This window comes from Tardiphaga alba (assembly GCF_018279705.1).
In the GTDB taxonomy this organism is placed as follows: domain Bacteria; phylum Pseudomonadota; class Alphaproteobacteria; order Rhizobiales; family Xanthobacteraceae; genus Tardiphaga; species Tardiphaga alba.
The window spans coordinates 5,403,017-5,422,893 of the sequence record NZ_CP036498.1 but is presented as its reverse complement, the minus strand read 5'-3'; the positions used below and the strand labels follow the sequence as shown (position 1 = coordinate 5,422,893).

The window sequence follows — 19,877 nt, the reverse complement described above, 5'->3', positions numbered from 1 at the left end:
GTGAGCGCGACTGCCAGCAAGGCTGGTGCGAGCAAGCGCAGCGTGAGCAAAGGCCCTGCACGGCCCCCTGTCAAGGACACACGGACGACGACCCGCACCACGGCCAAGGTTCCGCCAGTCAAGGCTTCGACGACCAAGGCTTCGGCCAAGGCGCCTGCAGCCAAAGCTCCGGTTAAGGCTTCTCCCGTCAAGGCTCCTGCAGCCAAGACGCAGGCAGCCAAGGCCCCGGTAGCGAAAACGGCGCCAACCAAGACCTCTGGTGTGAAGGCTCCTGCGATCAAGGTCGTCGCGCCCGAGTCCGCCCAGAACAAAAGAAGTGAAATGCCGAACAAGACTGCCAAGCCTTCTGCCGAGAAGCCTTCCGCCGAGAAGCCTGTCGCCGAGAAATCTGCTGCCAAGGCCTCTGCTCCGAAGACTGCTGCTTCCAAGACTGCCGTGAAGCCTGCTGCGATCAAGGCCGCTGCTGCCAAGCTGGCGGCGGAAAAGCCGCGCACCGAGAAGTCGTTTGCGCCGAACACCACCGCGTCTGCCATGAAGGCCGCTGCCGCCAAGGAGCAGGCCAAGCTTGCTGCAGCCGAGAAGCCGGTGGCAGCGAAGCCGGTCGCTCCGGCCCCGCGCGCCGAGGAGCCGAAGAAGACGGCGACCCAGCGTCAGGGCTTCAAGACCAACGAATATGTGGTCTATCCCGCGCATGGCGTTGGTCAGATCCTCGCCATCGAGGAGCAGGAAATCGCGGGCGCCAAGCTCGAACTGTTCGTCATCAATTTCATGAAGGACAAGATGACCCTGCGCGTTCCCACCGCGAAGGTCATCAATGTCGGCATGCGCAAGCTTTCGGAGCCGGCACTGGTGAAGAAGGCGCTGGAAACCCTGAAGGGCCGTGCCCGCATCAAGCGCACTATGTGGTCGCGTCGTGCTCAGGAATATGAAGCGAAGATCAATTCGGGCGACATCGTCGCGATTGCCGAAGTGGTCCGCGATCTGTTCCGTTCGGAATCGCAGCCCGAGCAGTCCTATAGCGAACGCCAGCTGTATGAAGCGGCGCTCGATCGCCTGTCGCGTGAAATCGCTGTTGTGCAGCACATCACCGAGACCGAAGCGATCAAGGAGATCGAAGGCCAGCTCGCCAAGAGCCCGCGCCGCGGTGCCAAGGCTGAAGATGCCGAGGCCGGTTCGGACGACAACGATGATGGCGATGAAGATGTCGCCGAGGATGAAGCCGCGTAAGCGGCGGCATGACGCGAGAATTCAAAAGCCCGGCTTGCAGCCGGGCTTTTTTGTTGAGTCACGTGTTGCGTTTCCGCACAGTTTGTCGTCGCCCGGCTCGACCGGGCGATCCAGTAAACACCACAGCATACAGTGTCTACTGGATCACCCGCTTTCGCGGGTGAAGACATGTGAGTGCAGAGCAGGTGTGCCGCACTCAATCCACCACGATCTTTACGCGATCGCGTGGTTTCACCTGGGCATTGGCCTCGAGACCGTTCATCACGCGAAAACGCTCCAGCGGGCGATCGACGCCGCTCATGCGGTGCGACAGCGATTCCACGGTATCGCCGGGCTGCACGTTGATCACCTTGATGCGCAGCGGACGTGCCGCCTGGATTTCGGCCAGCGTCAGGCGACGGAAGGAATTGACGGTCTCGCGGGCATTGCGCTCGCTCTCATTGGTCTTCTGCTTGGCAGCAAAAATGAAGCGGTAGACGTCGCTGCCGAAGCGCAACGCATAGACACGGAATTGCCACTGATCGCCGCGTGCGAGCGCGGTTGCAGCGGGGAAGCCGTTGATGGTGACGTCTTCGGTGGTGGCCTTATCGACATTCTCCATCCATCCGGAATTGAGATAGTCGCTCAGCGATTGCTCCGACGGCACGCGGACCACGTCGAAGCGCATGGCCTGATTGCCGCCCTCGCGCACGCCGATCACGGCCTGTGCCGTATTGTCGAGCGTGTAGGCATCCGGCGCCTGGAATGTGAAGCCGAGCTTCGGATGGAGGAAGCGACGGCCGCGCACGAAGCCTTCGCTCGGATCTTCGCCATAGACGATGCCGTCGATCGCGGCGAGATAGGTTTCGCGGTCGCGTTCGCCATTGGCGCCATTCGGCGATGTATATTGCCGGGCGTTGGCCTGTGCATTTTGCACACGTTCCGGCGTGGCCGGATGCGACGACAGGAAGTCCTGCGTCCGCGGGTCCAGCGGCGTGCGGCTCGCTTTCAGCGCAGCGTTGCGTTCCATCGCCGACAGGAAACGGGACGCGCCGAATGGATCGAATTGCGCGCGGGCCGAAATGCCGACGCCGATGGCATCCGCTTCGAATTCCTGAGCGCGCGAGAAGCTCGCCATCGTGAGCTTCGATTTGGCCAGCGCCAGCGCCGTCAGATCGGGGTCGGTCCCCATGTCGGAAACGACGCGGGTGACCACCGACGCCTGCCGGGCCTGCTCCTCGCGGATCGAGGCATGCTTGGCCAGGACATGCGCCATTTCGTGCGAGAGCACGGACGAGAGTTCGGATGTGTCGCTGGCGAGCGCAACCAGTCCGCGGGTCACGTAGAGCTGTCCGGTGGGCAGCGCGAAGGCGTTGACCGCGCCGGAATTGAGGATCGTGACCTTGTAGGGCAGGTCGGGCCGCTCGGAGACCGCGACCAGGCGATCGACCGTTTTTGAAATGAGCGCTTCCAGCCGGGGATCGTCATAGGAGCCGCCATAGGACGCCAGGATGCGTTCGTGCTCTTTCTCGGCAGCTGGGGTCTGGACGACCGTCGGCTTGAGCGGTTTGGCGGGCGCGGATGGCTTCACCGCGGTGGACGCGACCTCGAAGCGGCTGGTGTCACCACAACCCGGCAGCGAAAGGACCGTGCATAGCAAAGCCGGCGCAGCCCAAAGGCGGCGGCTCATGTTGATTTGCCGTCCCACTCCCGTCACGTCGCTTTGTCCTGCCTGGTGGTCATTTAGTCCCCGACCACCTCGATCTGCCCCACATGGCGTGCCTCGATCCTTGGCCCGCCGCGGCTCTCAACCCATCCACGCACAAGAACGCGTCGCCGTTCAAGAGACTTGAGCGCGACACCCGCCCCAGAGAAGGCAGGCATCATGCGCCTTGAAATAGTCACGGCAAAGTCCCGTGTCCAGCGACGGCCAAAATTGAGATAAGTCGTGCTGCCGGCCTCCCGGACGGACAAAACACGTCCTTCGACCACGACGAAACGCCCCAACTGCGCCAGAATATCGCCGGGAATTGCGGCGTTTTTGATGACACCGTCTCTGGCCCAAATGCCTCTTTTGGCGCCTCTGGCGGCGGCTTCGGTAGCCGCGAGTTCCGCCGCGCAGTTACGCTCGCTTACGGTTCCCGACGCAAGGACTGCGCCCGAGGCGAGAAGTTGGGTCTGTATGGAGGGGGCTGCCGCGTCGATGAAGACGAAGGCGGATTGACGGCCATAGCGATCGGGGCTGTCCGCGTCCCCATGAAGAGTGACATCGCGATCGACCAGCTGCGGGAGGGCGACCGAGGCAGAGATGTCGTCTGGCGCAGGCTCGACGCCGGCGAGGCGAATCTCGGCGCCGTCGGCCAGGCGGATGGTTCTGACATCGATCACCTGGGTGACGCGTCCGGCACCTTGTTCGGGGAAGTTACAGGCCGCCTGCGAGGGACGTGTTGAGGCAACAACGGACATGGCCAGTAGCGCGGTGACTGCTCCCCGTCGTCGCGCGTGCATCTTTCGCGTAACACGCATTGGCGGCCCCATCCGTCACCCGCAACTCTATGTCGGCGCCGTCACGCGCGTCCATTCCGCTTTGCGGAAACAGCTGCATCCTTTGAGCGATTCTTGCGCGACGTCTCGCTTTGCAGCGGCTTGCCGCTCCAGTTCCCTTGCGGCATGATCATTTAAACAATGAGATGCCGCGCGAAATTGCGCGACGAGGGAGGACTACGTGAAGACCAAGGCACTACTATCCGGACTGCTCGCATCGACCATGATCCTGGCCGCGACATCGGGGACGATGGCGCAGAACAAGCCGCTCAAGCTCGGCGCGATCCTCGATATGTCGGGCCTCTATGCCGACATCACGGGACCGGGCAGCGAACTCGCCGCGAAGATGGCGGCGGAAGATTTCGGCGGTGAAGTGCTCGGCCGCAAGATCGAGATTGTCGCTGCGGACCATCTCAACAAGGCCGATCTCTCGGCAAATATTGCGCGTGACATGCTCGACAATCAGGGCGTCGAGGCGATTATCGACGTCGCCGCATCGGCGACGGCACTGGCTGCGAGCGAGATCGCGCGCGCACGCAACAAGATCATCATCTTCAACGGTCCGGGCTCTATCCGCCTCACCAATGAGGCCTGTGGTCCCTACACGATCCACTATGTGTTCGATACTTACGCACAAGCCAATGTGACCGGTCTCGCCACCGTCAAGAATGGTCTCGACAGCTGGTTCTTCCTGTCGGCCGACTATGCGTTCGGGCAGGATCTGGAAAAAGATACGACGGCGGTCGTCACCAAGGCGGGCGGCAAGGTGCTGGGCAGCGTCAAACATCCGCTGAACACGGCGGATTTCTCGTCCTTCCTGCTGCAGGCGCAATCCTCCAAGGCCAAGGTCGTCGGCCTCGCCAATGCCGGCGGCGACACCATCACCGCCATCAAGCAGGCGGCCGAATTCGGCCTCACCAAGAGCGGTGGGCAGAAGCTGTCGCCGCTGCTGGCCTTTATCTCCGACATCGACAGTGTCGGTCTCGACACTGCACAGGGCCTGATCCTCGCCGAGGCGTTTTATTGGGATCTCAATGACGAGACCCGCGCTTTCACCAAGCGCTTCCAGGCGCGCAACAAAGGCCGCGTGCCGACATCGGCACAGGCCGGCGTCTATTCGTCCGTGCTGCACTATCTGAAGGCCGTGAAGGCGGCCGGTTCGACGGACTCGGCGGCCGTGATGAAGCTGATGAAGGATACGCCGATCAACGATATGTTCGCGAAGAACGGCAAGATCCGTGATGACGGCCGCATGGTTCATGACTTCTACCTGTTCGAAGTGAAGAAGCCGTCGGAATCCAAGGGGCGTTGGGACTATTACAAGCTCTCCGCCACTGTTCCGGCCGATCAGGCATTCCAGCCGCTCGAAGCATCGCGCTGCTCGCTGGTGAAGAAGTAACCGTCGCGGTCGAGGCTTGCCGGACGATCAATAACAAGAAAAGGAATACCCCATGAGCGACATCGTCCTGCAGGACCTCGACAACGGTCTTTTCACCATCACCATGAACCGTCCGGATCGGCGCAATGCGCTCAATCCGGAGATGACCGAAGGTCTGGTCGCGGCCGCGCGCCGCGCCCAGGAAGATCATGAGGTGCGCGCGGTGCTCATCAAGGGCGCCGGCGGCACCTTCTGTGTCGGCGGCGACGTCAAGTCGATGGCTGCCGGCCGCGCGCCGCTACCGTTCGAGGCGAAGCGCGTCAATCTGCGCAAGGGCATGGAAGTGTCGCGCATCCTGCACACGATGGCCAAGCCAGTGGTGGCGCAACTCGATGGCGCAGCTGCGGGTGCGGGGCTTTCCATCGCACTGTCCTGCGATCTCCGGGTTGCGTCGTCCTCGGTGAAGATCACCACGGCCTTCGCCAAGGTTGGCTTCTCCGGCGATTACGGCGGCACCTATTTCCTGACAAAAATGCTCGGCAGCGCCAAGGCGCGTGAGCTCTATCTGATGTCGCCCGTGTTGACGGCACAGGAAGCGCTGGGACTTGGCATGGTCACCAAGGTCGTCGACGATGCCGAAGTCGAGACGGCCGCGCGTGAACTCGCAATGTCGCTCGCGCGTGGGCCGAGCATCACCTACGGCTATATCAAGACCAATATCAACAATGCCGAAACGATGACGCTGGAAGCCTGTTTCGACAACGAAGCGATCCATCACACCCGCTGCAGCGACACTGAAGATCACAAGGAGGCTTCAAAAGCCTTCGTCGAGAAGCGCAAGCCAGTCTTCAAGGGGCAATGACCATGAGCCAGATGCGGTTGCGGCAAGTTTGTCTGGTCGCTCCGCATCTGGAGCCTGTTGTCAACGACATCACGACCATTCTCGGCCTCGACGTCTGTTATCGCGACCCGCATGTGGAAAAATACGGGCTCGAAAACGCGCTGATGCCTGTCGATGCCACGTTGCTCGAAGTGGTGGCGCCGACGCAGCCCGGCACGGCGGCCGGGCGCTTCCTCGAAAAATCCGGCGGGCGCGGCTGCTATATGGTGATCCTGTCCTGCGAGGATCCCGACGAACGCGGGCGTTTTGCTGCCAGCATTGGCGTCCGCACCGCGAATGTCATTGACCACCCGCCTTATCACGGTGTGCAGCTGCATCCCCGCGATTGCCGTGCGGCCTTCATTGAGTTCAACCACACGGCAGGCAGCGACGACGATTTCGATGCCTATCCGCCGGCCGGCCCGAACTGGCAGGAATCGATCCGCCACGACGTCACCCGCGCGCTGCTGGAAGTCGAGCTGCAGAGCCCGGATCACTATGATCTGGCGCAGCACTGGAGCAACCTCATCGGCATCCCGCTGACATCGTCGAAGGGCAATGACCCGCAGATCGTCTTTCCGAATGGCTGCCTGCGTTTCGCCAAAGGCAAGACCGAGGCGATGACCGGTCTCAAATTCCGCGTCAACGATGTGGCGCAGGTGCTCGGTCGCGCGCGGGCGCGGGGATGCCCGTCGGCGGGTGATGCATTTCTGCTGGGCGGGGTCACGTTTCACGTTGTTGCGTGAGTGCGGCGATCGCCGCACGATCAGGCAACAACAATAAACGGGAAACGCTTTCCATGAGCAGCGCCACCAAGAGCAGCGCGAAGGCCGCGGCAGGTCCGCATCCGCTGGATACGTTCTTCAATCCCGCAGGCATCGCCATCATCGGCGCCTCGCGCGATGCGCATAAAATTCCGGGACTGCTGCTGGCTTTCCTGCGCAAGAACGCATTTGCCGGCGCGATCTATCCGGTCAATCCCAACTATACCGACATCGATGGACTGAAATGCTATCCGACCATGAGCGCGATCGGTCAGCCGGTCGACCTCGCCATCGTCATCATTCCGGCGCGTGTGGTGTTGGGCGCGCTGGAGGAATGCGCTGCGCTCGGCGTGAAACATGCGATCATCATCTCTTCCGGCTTTGCCGAAGAAGGCGGCGATTCCATCGCCATGCAGGATGCGATCGCGGAGCTGGCGAAGCGGACGGGCATGCGGATTTCCGGTCCCAATGCCGAAGGCTATTACAACCAGATCACCGGCATTGCCGCGACATTCAGCCCGACCGTGGATGTGAAGCCCGATCAACCGCGTCTTGTCGCGACGAAGAAGCGGATCGGCATTGTCGCGCAATCCGGCGGCATCGGTTTTGCCATCTATAACCGCGCCAAAGCGCTCGGCATCGCACTCAGCACGGTGATCTCGACAGGCAACGAGTCCGATCTCGGCGCCGGCGAGTTCCTCGATTATATGGTGCAGGATCCCGCGACCGATGTGATCCTGCTGTTCATTGAGGGCATTCGCGACGTCGATCATTTTATCGCCGCTGCGAAGAAGGCGGCGGAGATGGGCAAGCCGATCATCGTCACCAAGGTTGGTCGCTCCGGTGCGGGCGAGCGCGCGGCAGCGTCGCACACGGCGAGCATGGCCGGCTGGACGGCCGCTTATGATGCCGTCTTCGCGCGTTACGGTTTCATCGTCTCCAATGATCTCGACGAGGCCGTCAGCATTGCCGCAGTGCTGACGACGTCACCGCTGCCAATGGGTGATCGCGTGGCTGTCGTCACCGTCTCCGGCGGTGCGGGCATCTGGGGCGCCGATGTCGTGTCCGCGCAGGGGATGCAGGTGCCGGAGCTGTCGGGCGGCGTACAGGCCACGATCCGCGGGCTGATCCCATCCTACGGCTCGCCGCGCAATCCCATCGATATTACTGCGCAGGCCGTGCATAGCGGTGGACTACAGAAGACGATCGAACTGCTCGACACGTCCGACGAGGTCGATGCGATCCTGGTGGTGATTTCGCTGTCCAGCGAAACGCGGATGCCGTTCAAGACGCCGGAGCTGGCGCCGGTCATCGCAGCGCAGAACAAGCCGATTGTGTTCTGGTCCTATACGCTGCCGTCAAATTTTGCGCGCACCGGACTCGCGGAATCCGGCGTCGTCGTTCTGTCCGGCTTGACGCATGTGGGCGTTGCGATGCGACGGCTTGTGGATCATGCGCGTTTCAGGCTGGCGGAGCCCGTCGCCGAGATCACGCAGGCGCCGGTCGATCTCGCCAAACACCTCACGGCGGCGACGCTGTCAGAGCATGACAGCAAGACGCTGCTGCAGGTCGCGGGCATTGCGTTGCCGAACGAGATTCTTGTGACTGAAAAATCCCTGCTTGATGCGGCGATCGCCAAGATCGGCTTCCCGCTGGTGCTGAAAATCCAGTCGCGCGATATCCCGCACAAGAGCGAGATTGGCGGCGTCAAGATCAATATCACGACCAGAGAGGAAGCCGCGGCAGCCTATGACGCGCTGATTGCGAGCGCGCAGACGCGTCGGCCACAGGCGTCACTGCAGGGTGTGCTGGTCTCGCCGATGGCGAGTAAGGGCGTGGAGATCATCGTTGGCACGCTACTCGACAAGACATTCGGACCGATGGTGATGGTCGGGCTCGGAGGCGTGACGACGGAGCTGTTCAAGGACGTTGTCTATCGCCCCGCACCGGTGAGTGCGCAGGAGGCCGAGGAGATGTTGAGCACGTTGAAGGGCGCAACGCTTCTCAACGGATTTCGTGGAGCCGCGAAGGCGGATGTGTCGGCTGCCTCGTCGCTGATTGCGCAGGTCTCGCAATTGGCTGCGCAGCTCAAGGGCGAGGTAGCGGAGATCGAACTCAATCCGGTGCTGGTGCATCCCATCGGCGAGGGCGTCACGATTGTCGATGCGCTGGTGGTAAGATGAATGTAGCCCGGATGGAGCGAAGCGAAATCCGGGGATATCGAAGGTGTTGAAGCTGATGTTCCCGGGTTACGCTGCGCTTCACCCAGGCTACGGCCCGTCGCTAATAAAAATGGCCGGAGTTTCCTCCGGCCATTTCAGTGTGAGGTTTGCAAAACAAACCCGGCGGGGACTTAGCGCCCCTTGAAGTTCGGTACGCGGCGTTCGGCGGTGGCCGCCACGCCTTCCTTGAAGTCTTCGGTCGCGCGCAGGCGGGTCTGCTCGGCAAGCTCGTGCTCGGTCGCCTTGGCGACGCGATCAGCGAGGCCATTGCGCATGGTGGCGCGGGTCGAGAGCAGGCCGAGCGGCGAGTTCTCGGCGATCTCTTCGGCCAGCTTGATGGCGGCGTCACGCACCTGATCCTGCGGCACCAGCACATTGGCGAGGCCCATCTTCAGCGCTTCCTCGCCGCCTACACGACGCGAGGTGTAGAACATCAGCTCGGCATTGTTCTTGCCGACCAGTTCGGTGAGCGACACGGTAAGGCCAAAACCGGGATGGAAGCCGAGGCGGGTGAAGTTGGCGGCAAAGCGGGTCTCCGGGCAGGCGACGCGGAAGTCCGCGGAGACGGCGAGGCCGAGACCGCCGCCAATGGCTGCGCCCTGCACTGCTGCGATGATCGGCTTCTTGGCGCGGAAGATGCGCACGGCTTCCATATAGAGATGGCCGATGGAGCCGAGATTATCCGCGGGATCGCCGCTCTTGGCAGCCGCTTCTGTCTCCTTGCGGTTGGGATCGCTGAAATCGGCGCCGGCGCAGAACGACTTGCCTTGCGCGCACAGGACGGTCGCGCGCAGCTCCGGAGTGGCATCGATCTCGTCGAGCGCGTTGGCGATCTGCTGGATCAGCAGGATGTCGAAGAAGTTGAATGGCGGCTTGCGGATCTCGATGATCGCGATGTGGCCACGGGTCTCGACGGCGATATCTTTATAAGTGGTCATGATGTCCTCAATTCAATCTTTGTAATCAGCGCAGGCCAAGACCGCGCGCGATGATGCCGCGCAGCACTTCGGTGGTGCCGCCCTGGATGGTGAGTTTTGGCGCCGTCTTGATGGCAAAATCGAGCATCTCGTCGAGCGTGGCGTGGTTCGATGCATTGTCGTCGACGAAAGCGGCGAGTTCACGGACGCGATGCGGGAGCTGCTGCTCCCAGACCGTACCGATATCCTTGACGATGGAGGCTTCCACTACCGGCTCCTTGCCGGCCTGCAGCATGCCGGCCACCGACACCGACATGCGGCGCATGGTGTGCAGCTGCGCCACCAGACGACCAATGCCTTCGGCGCTGCGCGTATCCGGTTCGGGGCCGACAGCGCGAACCAGTTCCGTCAGCGTGTAATAGGTCTCGAGGAAACGTTCGGGGCCGGAGCGCTCGTAAGCGAGTTCGGAGGTGGCCTGTTTCCAGGCGCCGTCGATCTCGCCGAGCATGTGATCGTCGGGAATGAAGGCGTCGGTGAAGACGACTTCATTGAATTCCTGCTGGCCGGTGATCTGGTCGATCGGATTCACCTTGATGCCCGGGGTCTTCATGTTGACCAGGAACTGGGTGAGGCCGTGGCGGCGGTTTTCCTTGGTCGGCGGCGAGGTGCGGAAGATCGCGATCATGTAATCGGCGATATGCGCCGATGTCGTCCAGATCTTGCTGCCATTGATCAGGAAGCCGCCGTCGGTCTTGGTGGCCTTGGTCTTGGCGGCGAACAGGTCGGAGCCGGAATTCGGCTCGCTCATGCCGATGGAGAAGCAGATCTCGCCGCGGCAGATGCGTGGCAGGATGTCCATCTTGATGTGCTCGGGCGCATATTTCAGCAACACCGGGCCGCTCTGGCGGTCGGCGACGAAGAAGCGGCGCACCGGCGCATTGGCAACGCGCATTTCCTCGGTGACCACATAGCGTTCCAGGAAGCTGCGTTCGTGGCCGCCATACTTCTTGGGCCAGGTCATGCCGAGCCAGCCCTTCTCGCCGACGCGGCGGGAGAATTCGCGGTTATCGGCGTCTTCCTGCACCGGGCGATGCGGATCGAAAGTGCCGGCGGCAATTTCGTCAGCGAGGAAAGCGCGGACTTCCTTGCGGAGCTGCTCGCATTCGGGCGGCAGGCGGATCGGGTCGAAACGAAGGGCTGCGGTCATGTCGGTTCTCGTTTCTTATCGTTAGCGCGATGCGACCAGGGGCCACAGCTCATCGGCGCCAAGATTGGCGACCAGTTTGCCGAGCTCGACAGCCCAGTAGCTCTCGCTGCCGAAATCGTCGCGCCAGGCGAGGGCACGCAGCGTGTAGCGGTGCAGGATGTGCTCCTGGGTGAAGCCGATGGCGCCATGCACCTGATGGGCGATGGCAGCGCCTTTTTCGGCGGCTTCCGAGCAACGGATTTTTGCCGCGGCAGCTTCGAGGAACAGCGCATCGTCGATCGGTGCGCCGTGCGAGAATGCATCGGCCGCCGAGCTGGCGGCCGCGAGCGCCGCCGATGTTTCGCCGGCGAGCTTTGCGAGATTGTGCTGCACGGCCTGGAATTTCGAGATCTTCTTCTCGAAGGCGACGCGTTCGCCGGAATATTGCACGCTGATGCTGAGCATCGTTTCCAGCGCGCCGGCGATCTGCAGGCTGCGGGCGAGGGCGCCCATCAACAGCAGGGCTTTCTCATCGATACCGGCGGGCGCCTTGGCGATTGCGGTCGGCTTTACTTTGTCGAGATGAACGGTGTCGGAATGATCGCCGGCGAGGCTGAGGCCCGCGTCGATTTTGCAGGCGCTGGCATCGATCAATGCGATCGAGCTGCCGGCCACGACGGCGATGTGTTTTGCTTCCCTGGCGAAAGGGATCCCGCGGGCGCGGCCGGAGATCGTGCCGTCGCCATTGAGCGTGAGACGGTCGCGCGTATTGGCCGGCGCCACGGTCATCATCCCGGCAGGCGACTTGATCTTGCCTTGCGCAAGCAGCCAGCCGGCAAGCATGGTTTCGGCGAGTGGAACGCTGACACCGGCGCGGCCGGCGACGCTGAGCACGCTGAATCCTTCGGCCATGCTGGTGCCGGAGCCGTCACAGTCCTCCGGCACCCAGGAGAGCGCAAGGCCGTTTTCGGCGAGCGCCTGCCAGAGTGGTGCTTTCCAGCTGCCTTGCTTGTCGTGATTGATGGTTTGCGCGTCCGCAAGATCCGCGAAAATGCGTTCGGCGGTTTCGGCAACGATATTGTCTGTCTCGGTCAAGGCGTTCCCCGTCTGATAGCGCATCTCATTCGGCAGGGATGCCGGGCATGGGGTGCTGCCAGTATTGTTGCGGGCATGATGCGGAAAAGCCGGCATGATGCAAGCGGCGCACCTGCATTGTGGTCTGCAGTGGCGGCATGAAGCGCGCTTATTCCGCGTAGCGAATAGTGGCGGTTGTATACCAGCGCGAAGTTGCCGTGTTAGATCATTCGGCCTGAACAATAGAAACAGAGGAAATGCGGATGTCGAAGGATGGTTTGTGCGCGGTGATCACGGGATCGGCGTCGGGGCTCGGCGCCGCGACGGCGGCCATCCTTGCCAAGGACGGGGCGCGTCTGGTCATCAACTATTCGTCGAGTGCGAAAGAGGCAGAAGCAACAGCCGAACAGTGCCGTCAGCTTGGCGCGGCTGAAGTCGTGGTCGTGCAGGGCGATGTCTCAAAGGACGAGGACTGCAAGAAGATCGTCGCCGCTGCTGCGAAATGGGGCCGCATCGATGCGCTGGTGAACAATGCCGGCGTGACCAAGCATGTGGCGCATGACGACCTCGATGGGTTGTCGGCCGAAGACTTCCAGTGGATCTACGGCATCAACACCATCGGGCCCTATCAGATGGTGCGCGCAGCGCGCTCGCTGCTCGAAGCCAGTGCCAAGGCGTCGGGTCGTGCGGCGGCCGTGGTGAACGTCTCGTCGATGGCGGGGCTGTCCGGCGCCGGTTCGTCGGTCGCTTATGCGGCGAGCAAGGGGGCGCTCAATTCCATCACGCTGTCGCTGGCCCGTGCCCTGGCGCCGGCGATCCGCGTCAATACCGTCTGCCCCGGTTATATCGATACACCCTGGTTCACCAAGGGGCGCGGCGCCGATGCAGCGACAAAGGTGCGTGAGGCCGTGATCGCGCGGGTGCCGCTGCATGCGGCTTCGACGGCGGAAGACATCGCGCAGCTCATCTGCTTCCTTGCGACGCCGCCGTCCGGCCACATGACCGGCGAGTTGGTGCGCATGGATGCCGGCATGCATCTGCTCTCGGTGCGCGCGTAACAAAAAAGCCCCGGTCGATGCGGCCGGGGCTTTTGCCGTTTGGTGCTCAGCGCCGGCCTGGATCCGGGATCGATCCGCGGGCGACAAGCCTGTTCCAGATGAACAACACCACCAGCGCACCGATAGTGGCGGTGATGAAGCCGGCGCCCTGGTTCGGGCCGTAATGACCGATCTGCTGGCCAATGAAGGTGGCCAGAAACGCGCCGGCGATGCCGAGTACGGTTGTCAGGATAAAGCCCGATGGATTGTTCGGGCCCGGTGAGATGATGCGTGCAAGAATGCCTGCGACGAAGCCGACGAGAATGATCCAAAGCATCGCAATTCCCCTCTGTAATATCTAGACCCAACGCGACGACGCTTCGTCGTCGGTCGGCAGCCGGCCATGCGGCGTAAACTCATCGACTGCGCCGGGTAGCTCGTTGCTCAGCTCCGACAGCAATTGCTCTCGCGACATGCCGGTGCGGGAGGTCAGTTGGGCGATATCGTCGGCACCGAGCGCCGCGCCGAGGTCGCCGGGGGTGATCTGCTTGTTCGGCCCGGATTGCACCCAGGAGTCTGCGGCGTCGCCGTGGCCGTTTTCCTGCAGGCGCTTGACGAGATCGCCGAGGCCGCCGCTCAGCACGCTGCCGGCAGCCGCGCCGCCGAGGATTCCACCGAGCGGACCGCGCAAAAGGTCACCCAGTCCGCCGCCAGCGGGTGCGCCGCCGCTATTGCCGCCGAAGAGCCCACCCAGCAGGCCACCGAGACCACCTCCGGCATCTGCATTGACTTGCGTGGGGGCAGGGGTCTGCTGCGGAAGACCCTGCGGCGCCGGTTCTTGCTGGCCGCCGGTGATGTGTTTGTAGCCCTTGTAGGCAAGCAGCGCGAGGATCGCCATGGTGATCGGCGACATGCCGCCGCTCTTGTCATTGGGATCGCTGGGGCCGCGCGGACCATTGGCCATGCCATTCAGAATGTCGAGCAAACCCATTGTCGTCTCCTGTCCTGCCAGCCCATCGAAAAGATAGCTGCGCGGTATGACGCCGACAAGTCGCGCCGGTTCCATCGGTATGCAGTGCGGCGTCATTTTTGCTAGTAAGGGACGCAACATGAATGGGAGCTGACGTGGATATGCAACGCCCAATCTGTATTGCCGGCGCTGGCAGCATCGGTTGCTTTGTCGGCGGCTTACTGGCCGCATCAGGGCGAGAGACCTCGCTGCTAGCTCGCCCGCGTGTTTGTGAGAGCATCGCGGCAAACGGGCTGCGGCTGACGAGCTTCGACGGTGGCCAATGGCTGGTGCCCCCGAACGCATTGTGGCCTCGGATAATCCTGCGGTGATGGCGCAGGCTGGAATCATTGTTGTTGCCGTCAAAAGTGGCGACACCGCTGCGATGGCGAACCTGATCAAGGACCATGCCGCTGATGATGCCGTGATCGTCAGTCTGCAAAACGGAGTCGGCAACGTCGCATTGCTGCGGGAGATGTTGCCAGGTCGTCAAATCCTGGGCGGCATGGTGCCGTTCAATGTGGTCACGCACTCCGACGGTATCGTGCATCGCGCGACGTCGGGCGCCCTGGTCGTCGAGCGCGATGCGGCCGACACGGCGTCCCACTTTGCCGTGCCAGGGCTATCGATCACGGCAACTGACGACATTGTCGGGGTTCAATGGGGGAAATTGCTACTCAACCTCAGCAATGCGCTGAATGCTCTATCGAATCTGCCGCTACACACCCAATTGCAGCAGCGTGCGTGGCGACGTCTGTATGCCGATCAGATGGCGGAAGGGCTCGCGGTGATGCGTGCAGCCGGTATCAGGCCGGTATCGACCACGTCCATTCCGGCAGAATGGACGCCGCGTTTGCTTCGATTACCTGATGGCCTGTTCGCCGTGCTGTTGAAGTATGTGATGAAAATAGATGCCAATGCGCGCTCATCCATGTGGGAAGACCTGGAGCGTCGGCGGACGACCGAGATCGACTATCTGCAAGGTATCGTCGTCGAACTTGCGACGCGCTACCAGATTCCGACGCCCCTGTGCCGCCGAGTGATGTTGCTGATCAAGGAAGCCGAAGCCTCAAATAGCGGTTCGCCAGGGCTTTCGGCGCAGCAGGTGCGCGGTCTCGCCTAGCTTCCATGCCGCGCGTTGCGCACGTGCCGCTACATTTGTTCGTTTCGCCGATCCGTGTTCGCAGAAACTTGTAGCAAATGAATAGAACGCGCGTTCTTGCTACTTGTAGCGGTAATATCGTGCTTCGATGAGGCTTGTCGTCCCTCGTCGTTCTCTCATGAGTGAAACTACTTTCGCCTCAGTGACGTAAACGAGATGTAAATACGTCTTTGTGAGTCATGCGTGAGTTAGCTTCAGGCGTGCTTGTCAGTGAGTTGGATCAAGTACGGTTGTGAAGTTCAATACTGCACATCGTGTTGTGGTATCGTGGGCTATGTCATTTACGAGTTCTCTAGTATAGATAGCCTCGTGATTTGACGATGGTTTGCGCCAAGCGCGCCTAATCTGACGTTCGATCCTTATTCATAATCACCGGCAAAGCGTGTGCCGGCTGAATTATTCAACTACAAATCGGAGTTACAATGGCCAAGAAAGCAAAAAAGAAACTCGTGCGTCGTGAATACACCAAGGAAGACGAGAAGGTCCTCCGCGCACATTCGAAGGCCCAGACGCCGCTCGAGAAGATCGCCAAGGAAATGAAGCGTACCGGCGGCTCGCTGCGTCAGAAGGCCATCAAGCTTGGCATTCCGCTCGGACATCGCCGCCGCAAGGCCAAGAAGGTTGTTGCCGCGAAGGCCACCAAGGTCGCCAAGACGGTGAAGAAGGCCAAGACAGCCAAGACTGCTAAGGCGAAGAAGGCCAAGAAGTAACACCCGACTTTGAACAAACGAGCCTGAAGCGCGTTCGCGCTTCAGGCTTTTTTGTTGGGCTATATGGCTTTAACTCGTAGGGAGGATTCCGGATGCGTATCGCGTCATTGGTTGTCATCGTGACGGCTTTCAGCCCTGTGATGATCGTCCCCGCCAAAGCCGTTCCGCCAACGGTTACTCCGTCGCCCGGCTATGAGGCGCGTCTCGCTGAGCAGAGACGGGCAGCCCAGGCACGGCCGCCAGCCGAGATCAGCAAGCCGTCGAGACCCCACAGGCCTGTCGTTCGCAAGCGGACGTCCAAATGACGCGCCGGTGCCTCACGCTGTTGATGCTTGCTGTCGCTCTAGCTTTCGGGCCTGTCAGATTGGCCTGCGCTGAGGACTATGCTGCCAAGATCTCGGCCTTTCGCAAGGCACACAAACTTTCCACGGTCACAATCGATGGCCGGTTGAATGAGGTTGCGCGGGCTCAGGCGCAGGCGATGTCGGCCAGTGGCAAAGTGAGCCATGACGTCGGCGGCGCATTCTCGGTTCGCGTGGCCAAGCTGAAAAAGTCCAAGGCTGCTGAAAACGTCGCAGCGGGATTTCTCACTTTCTCGGAAACGCTGAAGCAATGGGAGGAAAGCCCCGGCCATCGCGCTAACCTGCTCATGCCAGGTGCTCGCAAGGTAGGCGTTGCTTCGGTCGCCAACGCGAAGTCACCTTATCGGATGTTTTGGGCGATGGTGATTACCGACTGACGTGAGCCAGGTCGCTATCAGGTGCGTTTGGTCTTGGGGGGCCGGTGCTGAACAAGGCGTCTTTGATGTCCTTCAGGCCGGACGACAGTTTCGCCCATCCACACGCCAAAGGCTCCGTGGCGCAGTCAGGTCCTTTGGCGACGCGTTGCTTGGGGCGCGCACGCGGAAGCACAACAGGCTTCACATCCGCTGGTGGGGCCGAGGCTTCGCGGAAGTCCGTATCGAGATTAGCAGGCTGCTGTGCCTCGCTTTGTTTCTTGGCAAAGGCCGCGAGAATGATGCTGCGGCGGTGACTGTCGAGATAGGCCGCATATTGCTCGTCGATAGCCTTTTGCTCGGCCGCCGTGGGATTGGGCCCGGCGATATCGAAGCTGCGATTCTGCATGAAATCGTAATAGCTGTATCCGCCGCCGCGCTTGCGTCGGCCTGCGAACTGGCTCTCGCAATTCGATAGCGCGATTGCCTTCGGCTCATTGGCGAGAGATGATTTCTCGACGCGCTCGGCGCAGTCTTCGTAATCGGCGGGAGCGGCGGTCCACCACTGCGCATGCGCATAACCACTGGCCATTGCGAATATGGCCAGCGATGCGATCGCTGTCAGAGTTAGATGTAGCAGTCTTGGTTGTCCGGACCTGATCACGTGTGCCCCGTGGTCGAAGCAGAGCGATAGTTGCCCGATGCGTCCGATTTTACAACCGCGCCTGACGCATTTCTCCCCCTTTTTAGACACAAAGCAATTGGCTGGAAGATTTCCGAAGTCGCTGATCTTCCTAAGTATTCGCTTCGTTGATGAGTCAATCAGATTGTGGACGGCGCGTTGGCCCGCGCGATGATGCTAGCCCACAATGTGCCAGTACGAGGTTTGGAGAAGAGCACTGGAGCGGCCGATGCCCGCAACGCCTTCTGGCCATGGCACTTAGGCTTCCGGGGGCCTGGCCCATGGCATGTTGTGCAAATCTGTCATTCTCGCCGGCCAGTCGTCCCTGCTTGAACTCTCGTTCCAATATGACGGTGACAAGGCGAGTGACGGCTGTGACTTACCCTGATATGGACTGCCGGAGCTGGTCCCGTAGCTCAGCCGGATAGAGCGACGGTTTCCTAAACCGTAGGTCGGAAGTTCGAGTCTTCCCGGGATCGCCAGCTTTACGCGAAAATGGGTGTCGGGCGGTCTGCTGAGCAGCCTGATCGTTACCGGTAAGTTCTTTGTTTGGTGTTGTTTTCCGGCCTCACCCTGCGGCTGATTAACCGTTGCGGCGAACAAGTTCCGTGCGATCGCGCAAGATAGGGTATGAGGCGGCATGCCCCCGCGAATCATCTCCGTCCTCGCATGGATCACGCTGCTAGCGATCGCCGCTGCGACTTTGTCGCCGATCGGTCTCCGTCCTCATCTGGCGAGCGTGAGCTTTGAACGTTTTGGCGCGTTCGCATTGGTCGGGCTGCTGTTTGGGCTCGCCTATACACGGCATATCTGGCTCGTCCTGTTGTTCGTTGGCGGTGCCGCGATCGGACTTGAGGTATTGCAGCATCTGACACCGGATCGACATGGCGAGGTCCGAGACGCGCTCGTGAAGCTCGCCGGCGGCGTCGCGGGCGTTGGAACGTCCGTCGTGCTTCGAATGCTCTTTAGAAAAGCGATTCCACTAAGCTGACGGCAAAGCGGCAGAATCAACACCGCAGCCCGCCGGGTAGGCGCGGAGGCGGAATTCAAATGTAGCTCGGTATAAAAATACCGGGTTGACGTGAGTAGTCGCTCGCCATGCACGAAATACGTGTGTCCGGCGATGAAACTGCTTGGCAGCGGCCGCGGATCAATACAACTTGAAAGATAGGGTGCAAACCCGGTCGCAGTCGGTTGCTGCGATTTCGTTGAGCTTGCTTCCGGCAATATGTCGAAGTCCGACGACTTAGGCATCATGATCGGAGGCGAACGGTTCGTCGATCACGCCACCGTCGATTTTAAAGGACGATCCATAGCATGCATCGCCGATATCAGCATTCCAGCATTCCTACCGAAATCATGCGGTCGGTCGTCGGCATATCTGAGACCGGAAGCATCACGAAGGCGGCTAAAAATCTGGGCCTGAGCCAGCCTGCCATCAGTTCGCAGATCAAGCGCATCGAGAGCGCCGTCGGTGGTAGCATTTTTCAGAAATCGGCAAATGGGTCGTCGGCTACGGAACTCGGCAAACTCGTGCTCATTCAGGCAAAGAAGATCCTGGAAGCAAATGATCAGCTTCTGATGCTGCGCGGCGGCGCGCCCGACGATACGCCTGTCAGGTTGGGCTTGAGCAACATCTATTCGCGGCGAATGCTGGCTGTCATGACCAAGGCGGAAATGGCGAATGTATCGCTCTATGCCGACAGTTCAGCCGAGATCATCAAATGCCTGATCGATGGCTTCGTCGATATTGGTATCTATATCAGCATGACGGACGCGGCGCCGGATCCGACTATCGAAGTCGTGGATCAGCAGGTCGATGAAGTGACATGGGTCCGATCGAAGGACTTTACGTTGAGCCCGGGTGCGCCGATTCCCTTGCTGACATGGCCGGGCCAGATCATGCACGATCTGATGACGCAGGCGCTCGATCGCAAAGGTATGGTCTATCGAATTGCGTTTTCCAGCCCCGATTATCATGCGCGTATTGAAGCTGCGAAGGCAGGTATCGGTTTGACGGTGCTGCCGAAGCGGCTCGTTCCCGACACGCTGATGATGGCGAACGAGTATTATCTACCACCGCCCGGTATGCCGAAGATGATACTCTGCGCGCGTTCCGAGTTTCGTCAGAAGAATGAGAAGCTGCTCGACCAGCTGCGCGATCGCTTTATGAGCATGTGACGAACTGCTAGTGCGCTCACATTATTGATGACGTCATCAGATTCAATGCAGATATATGAGCCTATCTCTGCATTTGAGGTGATTGCTGCCTGCTTGTGGTAATAGAAGTTGTATAGGTAGTTTTCACGCGCGATTGCGAATCTCCTCTCATGTCGAGATTCGCGAACAGCCTCCTCAAGTTATCCGCCTGTCGACGCGGTTCCAGCGCGG

General features: G+C 61.0%; 20 protein-coding genes and 1 tRNA gene. 13 read left to right on the top strand and 8 right to left on the bottom strand.

The features are described 5' to 3' along the window. The gene (locus tag RPMA_RS25900) at nt 1-1,227 is read left to right on the top strand and encodes a CarD family transcriptional regulator (protein ID WP_249225420.1); all 1,227 of its coding nucleotides are present in this window, start codon (nt 1-3) and stop codon (nt 1,225-1,227) included. Between the two features lie 196 nt (nt 1,228-1,423). On the opposite strand, the gene RPMA_RS25895 is transcribed toward RPMA_RS25900, so the two are convergent. Further along, nucleotides 1,424-2,896 carry a M48 family metalloprotease gene (locus RPMA_RS25895; protein ID WP_211910501.1) on the bottom strand — a complete coding sequence of 491 codons (1,473 nt, stop codon included), beginning with the start codon at nt 2,894-2,896 and terminating at the stop codon, nt 1,424-1,426. Between the two features lie 53 nt (nt 2,897-2,949). After that, nucleotides 2,950-3,672 carry a thermonuclease family protein gene (locus tag RPMA_RS25890; protein ID WP_249225418.1) on the bottom strand — a complete coding sequence of 241 codons (723 nt, stop codon included), beginning with the start codon at nt 3,670-3,672 and terminating at the stop codon, nt 2,950-2,952. Nucleotides 3,673-3,973: 301 nt separating this feature from the next. Here RPMA_RS25890 and RPMA_RS25885 point away from each other — a divergent pair, with 301 nt between their 5' ends. Genes RPMA_RS25885 through RPMA_RS25870 form a run of 4 tightly spaced genes read left to right on the top strand, consistent with a single transcriptional unit; the run spans nt 3,974 to nt 8,955 of the window. Further along, nucleotides 3,974-5,149, top strand: a complete 1,176-nt coding sequence (locus tag RPMA_RS25885; RefSeq protein WP_211913830.1) for an ABC transporter substrate-binding protein — start codon at nt 3,974-3,976, stop codon at nt 5,147-5,149. 52 nt (nt 5,150-5,201) lie between these two features. Beyond that, nucleotides 5,202-5,990, top strand: a complete 789-nt coding sequence (locus RPMA_RS25880; protein WP_211910493.1) for an enoyl-CoA hydratase — start codon at nt 5,202-5,204, stop codon at nt 5,988-5,990. Beyond that, on the top strand, nt 5,987-6,754 hold the full coding sequence (locus tag RPMA_RS25875) for a VOC family protein (protein WP_211910491.1): 768 nt from the start codon (nt 5,987-5,989) through the stop codon (nt 6,752-6,754). Before RPMA_RS25880 ends, RPMA_RS25875 begins: the two co-directional genes overlap by 4 nt. A gap of 53 nt (nt 6,755-6,807) precedes the next feature. Then, nucleotides 6,808-8,955, top strand: coding sequence for an acetate--CoA ligase family protein (locus RPMA_RS25870; protein WP_211910489.1), 2,148 nt, complete (start codon nt 6,808-6,810; stop codon nt 8,953-8,955). A 170-nt stretch (nt 8,956-9,125) separates the two neighbouring features. Here RPMA_RS25870 and RPMA_RS25865 read toward each other — a convergent pair whose 3' ends face one another. The 3 genes from RPMA_RS25865 to RPMA_RS25855 are packed head-to-tail and all read right to left on the bottom strand — an operon-like array spanning nt 9,126 to nt 12,192. Then, nucleotides 9,126-9,932: an enoyl-CoA hydratase/isomerase family protein gene (locus RPMA_RS25865; RefSeq protein WP_211910487.1), complete on the bottom strand. Its 807-nt coding sequence runs from the start codon at nt 9,930-9,932 to the stop codon at nt 9,126-9,128. Nucleotides 9,933-9,957: 25 nt separating this feature from the next. Then, nucleotides 9,958-11,118 (bottom strand): acyl-CoA dehydrogenase family protein, encoded by a 1,161-nt coding sequence (locus RPMA_RS25860; protein ID WP_211910486.1) that lies wholly within the window; start codon nt 11,116-11,118, stop codon nt 9,958-9,960. Between the two features lie 21 nt (nt 11,119-11,139). Further along, complete coding sequence (locus RPMA_RS25855; protein ID WP_211910485.1) at nt 11,140-12,192, bottom strand: acyl-CoA dehydrogenase family protein; 1,053 nt, start codon at nt 12,190-12,192, stop codon at nt 11,140-11,142. Nucleotides 12,193-12,434: 242 nt separating this feature from the next. On the opposite strand from RPMA_RS25855, the gene RPMA_RS25850 reads away from it, so the two are divergent. Continuing rightward, on the top strand, nt 12,435-13,229 hold the full coding sequence (locus RPMA_RS25850) for an SDR family NAD(P)-dependent oxidoreductase (protein ID WP_211910484.1): 795 nt from the start codon (nt 12,435-12,437) through the stop codon (nt 13,227-13,229). Between the two features lie 46 nt (nt 13,230-13,275). On the opposite strand, the gene RPMA_RS25845 is transcribed toward RPMA_RS25850, so the two are convergent. After that, nucleotides 13,276-13,545 carry a GlsB/YeaQ/YmgE family stress response membrane protein gene (locus RPMA_RS25845; RefSeq protein ID WP_211910483.1) on the bottom strand — a complete coding sequence of 90 codons (270 nt, stop codon included), beginning with the start codon at nt 13,543-13,545 and terminating at the stop codon, nt 13,276-13,278. Nucleotides 13,546-13,566: 21 nt separating this feature from the next. Then, the gene (locus RPMA_RS25840; protein ID WP_211910482.1) at nt 13,567-14,199 is read right to left on the bottom strand and encodes a YidB family protein; all 633 of its coding nucleotides are present in this window, start codon (nt 14,197-14,199) and stop codon (nt 13,567-13,569) included. Nucleotides 14,200-14,321: 122 nt separating this feature from the next. Between RPMA_RS25840 and RPMA_RS28460 the strand changes: the two genes are divergently transcribed. From RPMA_RS28460 to RPMA_RS25825, 4 genes are all read left to right on the top strand, one after another. Then, nucleotides 14,322-14,549 (top strand): 2-dehydropantoate 2-reductase N-terminal domain-containing protein, encoded by a 228-nt coding sequence (locus RPMA_RS28460; RefSeq protein WP_328516537.1) that lies wholly within the window; start codon nt 14,322-14,324, stop codon nt 14,547-14,549. After that, the gene (locus RPMA_RS25835; protein WP_328516536.1) at nt 14,501-15,340 is read left to right on the top strand and encodes a 2-dehydropantoate 2-reductase; all 840 of its coding nucleotides are present in this window, start codon (nt 14,501-14,503) and stop codon (nt 15,338-15,340) included. The genes RPMA_RS28460 and RPMA_RS25835 overlap by 49 nt, the downstream gene beginning before the upstream one ends. 461 nt (nt 15,341-15,801) lie before the next feature. Next, nucleotides 15,802-16,089 carry a hypothetical protein gene (locus RPMA_RS28170; RefSeq protein WP_249225417.1) on the top strand — a complete coding sequence of 96 codons (288 nt, stop codon included), beginning with the start codon at nt 15,802-15,804 and terminating at the stop codon, nt 16,087-16,089. A 301-nt stretch (nt 16,090-16,390) separates the two neighbouring features. Further along, nucleotides 16,391-16,828 (top strand): CAP domain-containing protein, encoded by a 438-nt coding sequence (locus RPMA_RS25825; RefSeq protein WP_249225415.1) that lies wholly within the window; start codon nt 16,391-16,393, stop codon nt 16,826-16,828. Here the strand turns inward: RPMA_RS25825 and RPMA_RS25820 are convergent. Continuing rightward, a complete protein-coding gene (locus RPMA_RS25820) occupies nt 16,818-17,396 on the bottom strand; it encodes a hypothetical protein (protein ID WP_211910481.1) in 579 nt (192 codons plus the stop codon). The genes RPMA_RS25825 and RPMA_RS25820 overlap by 11 nt on opposite strands. 495 nt (nt 17,397-17,891) lie before the next feature. Here RPMA_RS25820 and RPMA_RS25815 point away from each other — a divergent pair. From RPMA_RS25815 to RPMA_RS25805, 3 genes are all read left to right on the top strand, one after another. After that, nucleotides 17,892-17,968, top strand: a tRNA-Arg gene (locus RPMA_RS25815). Between the two features lie 158 nt (nt 17,969-18,126). Next, nucleotides 18,127-18,477: a VanZ family protein gene (locus tag RPMA_RS25810; RefSeq protein WP_211910480.1), complete on the top strand. Its 351-nt coding sequence runs from the start codon at nt 18,127-18,129 to the stop codon at nt 18,475-18,477. Nucleotides 18,478-18,845: 368 nt separating this feature from the next. Next, nucleotides 18,846-19,667, top strand: coding sequence for a LysR family transcriptional regulator (locus RPMA_RS25805; RefSeq protein WP_211910479.1), 822 nt, complete (start codon nt 18,846-18,848; stop codon nt 19,665-19,667). Nucleotides 19,668-19,877 lie beyond the last annotated feature (210 nt).

Coding starts and splice junctions, on each gene's coding strand:
- RPMA_RS25835 (WP_328516536.1), top strand. CDS start 14,501: ATGGCTGGTGCCCCCGAACGCATTGTGGCCTCGGATAATCCTGCGGTG.
- RPMA_RS25885 (WP_211913830.1), top strand. CDS start 3,974: ATGATCCTGGCCGCGACATCGGGGACGATGGCGCAGAACAAGCCGCTC.
- RPMA_RS25805 (WP_211910479.1), top strand. CDS start 18,846: ATGCGGTCGGTCGTCGGCATATCTGAGACCGGAAGCATCACGAAGGCG.
- RPMA_RS28460 (WP_328516537.1), top strand. CDS start 14,322: ATGGGAGCTGACGTGGATATGCAACGCCCAATCTGTATTGCCGGCGCT.
- RPMA_RS25880 (WP_211910493.1), top strand. CDS start 5,202: ATGAGCGACATCGTCCTGCAGGACCTCGACAACGGTCTTTTCACCATC.
- RPMA_RS25845 (WP_211910483.1), bottom strand. CDS start 13,545: ATGCTTTGGATCATTCTCGTCGGCTTCGTCGCAGGCATTCTTGCACGC.
- RPMA_RS25860 (WP_211910486.1), bottom strand. CDS start 11,118: ATGACCGCAGCCCTTCGTTTCGACCCGATCCGCCTGCCGCCCGAATGC.
- RPMA_RS25895 (WP_211910501.1), bottom strand. CDS start 2,896: ATGAGCCGCCGCCTTTGGGCTGCGCCGGCTTTGCTATGCACGGTCCTT.
- RPMA_RS25875 (WP_211910491.1), top strand. CDS start 5,987: ATGACCATGAGCCAGATGCGGTTGCGGCAAGTTTGTCTGGTCGCTCCG.
- RPMA_RS25820 (WP_211910481.1), bottom strand. CDS start 17,396: ATGGCCAGTGGTTATGCGCATGCGCAGTGGTGGACCGCCGCTCCCGCC.
- RPMA_RS25810 (WP_211910480.1), top strand. CDS start 18,127: ATGCCCCCGCGAATCATCTCCGTCCTCGCATGGATCACGCTGCTAGCG.
- RPMA_RS25825 (WP_249225415.1), top strand. CDS start 16,391: ATGACGCGCCGGTGCCTCACGCTGTTGATGCTTGCTGTCGCTCTAGCT.
- RPMA_RS28170 (WP_249225417.1), top strand. CDS start 15,802: ATGGCCAAGAAAGCAAAAAAGAAACTCGTGCGTCGTGAATACACCAAG.
- RPMA_RS25840 (WP_211910482.1), bottom strand. CDS start 14,199: ATGGGTTTGCTCGACATTCTGAATGGCATGGCCAATGGTCCGCGCGGC.
- RPMA_RS25890 (WP_249225418.1), bottom strand. CDS start 3,672: ATGTCCGTTGTTGCCTCAACACGTCCCTCGCAGGCGGCCTGTAACTTC.
- RPMA_RS25865 (WP_211910487.1), bottom strand. CDS start 9,932: ATGACCACTTATAAAGATATCGCCGTCGAGACCCGTGGCCACATCGCG.
- RPMA_RS25870 (WP_211910489.1), top strand. CDS start 6,808: ATGAGCAGCGCCACCAAGAGCAGCGCGAAGGCCGCGGCAGGTCCGCAT.
- RPMA_RS25850 (WP_211910484.1), top strand. CDS start 12,435: ATGTCGAAGGATGGTTTGTGCGCGGTGATCACGGGATCGGCGTCGGGG.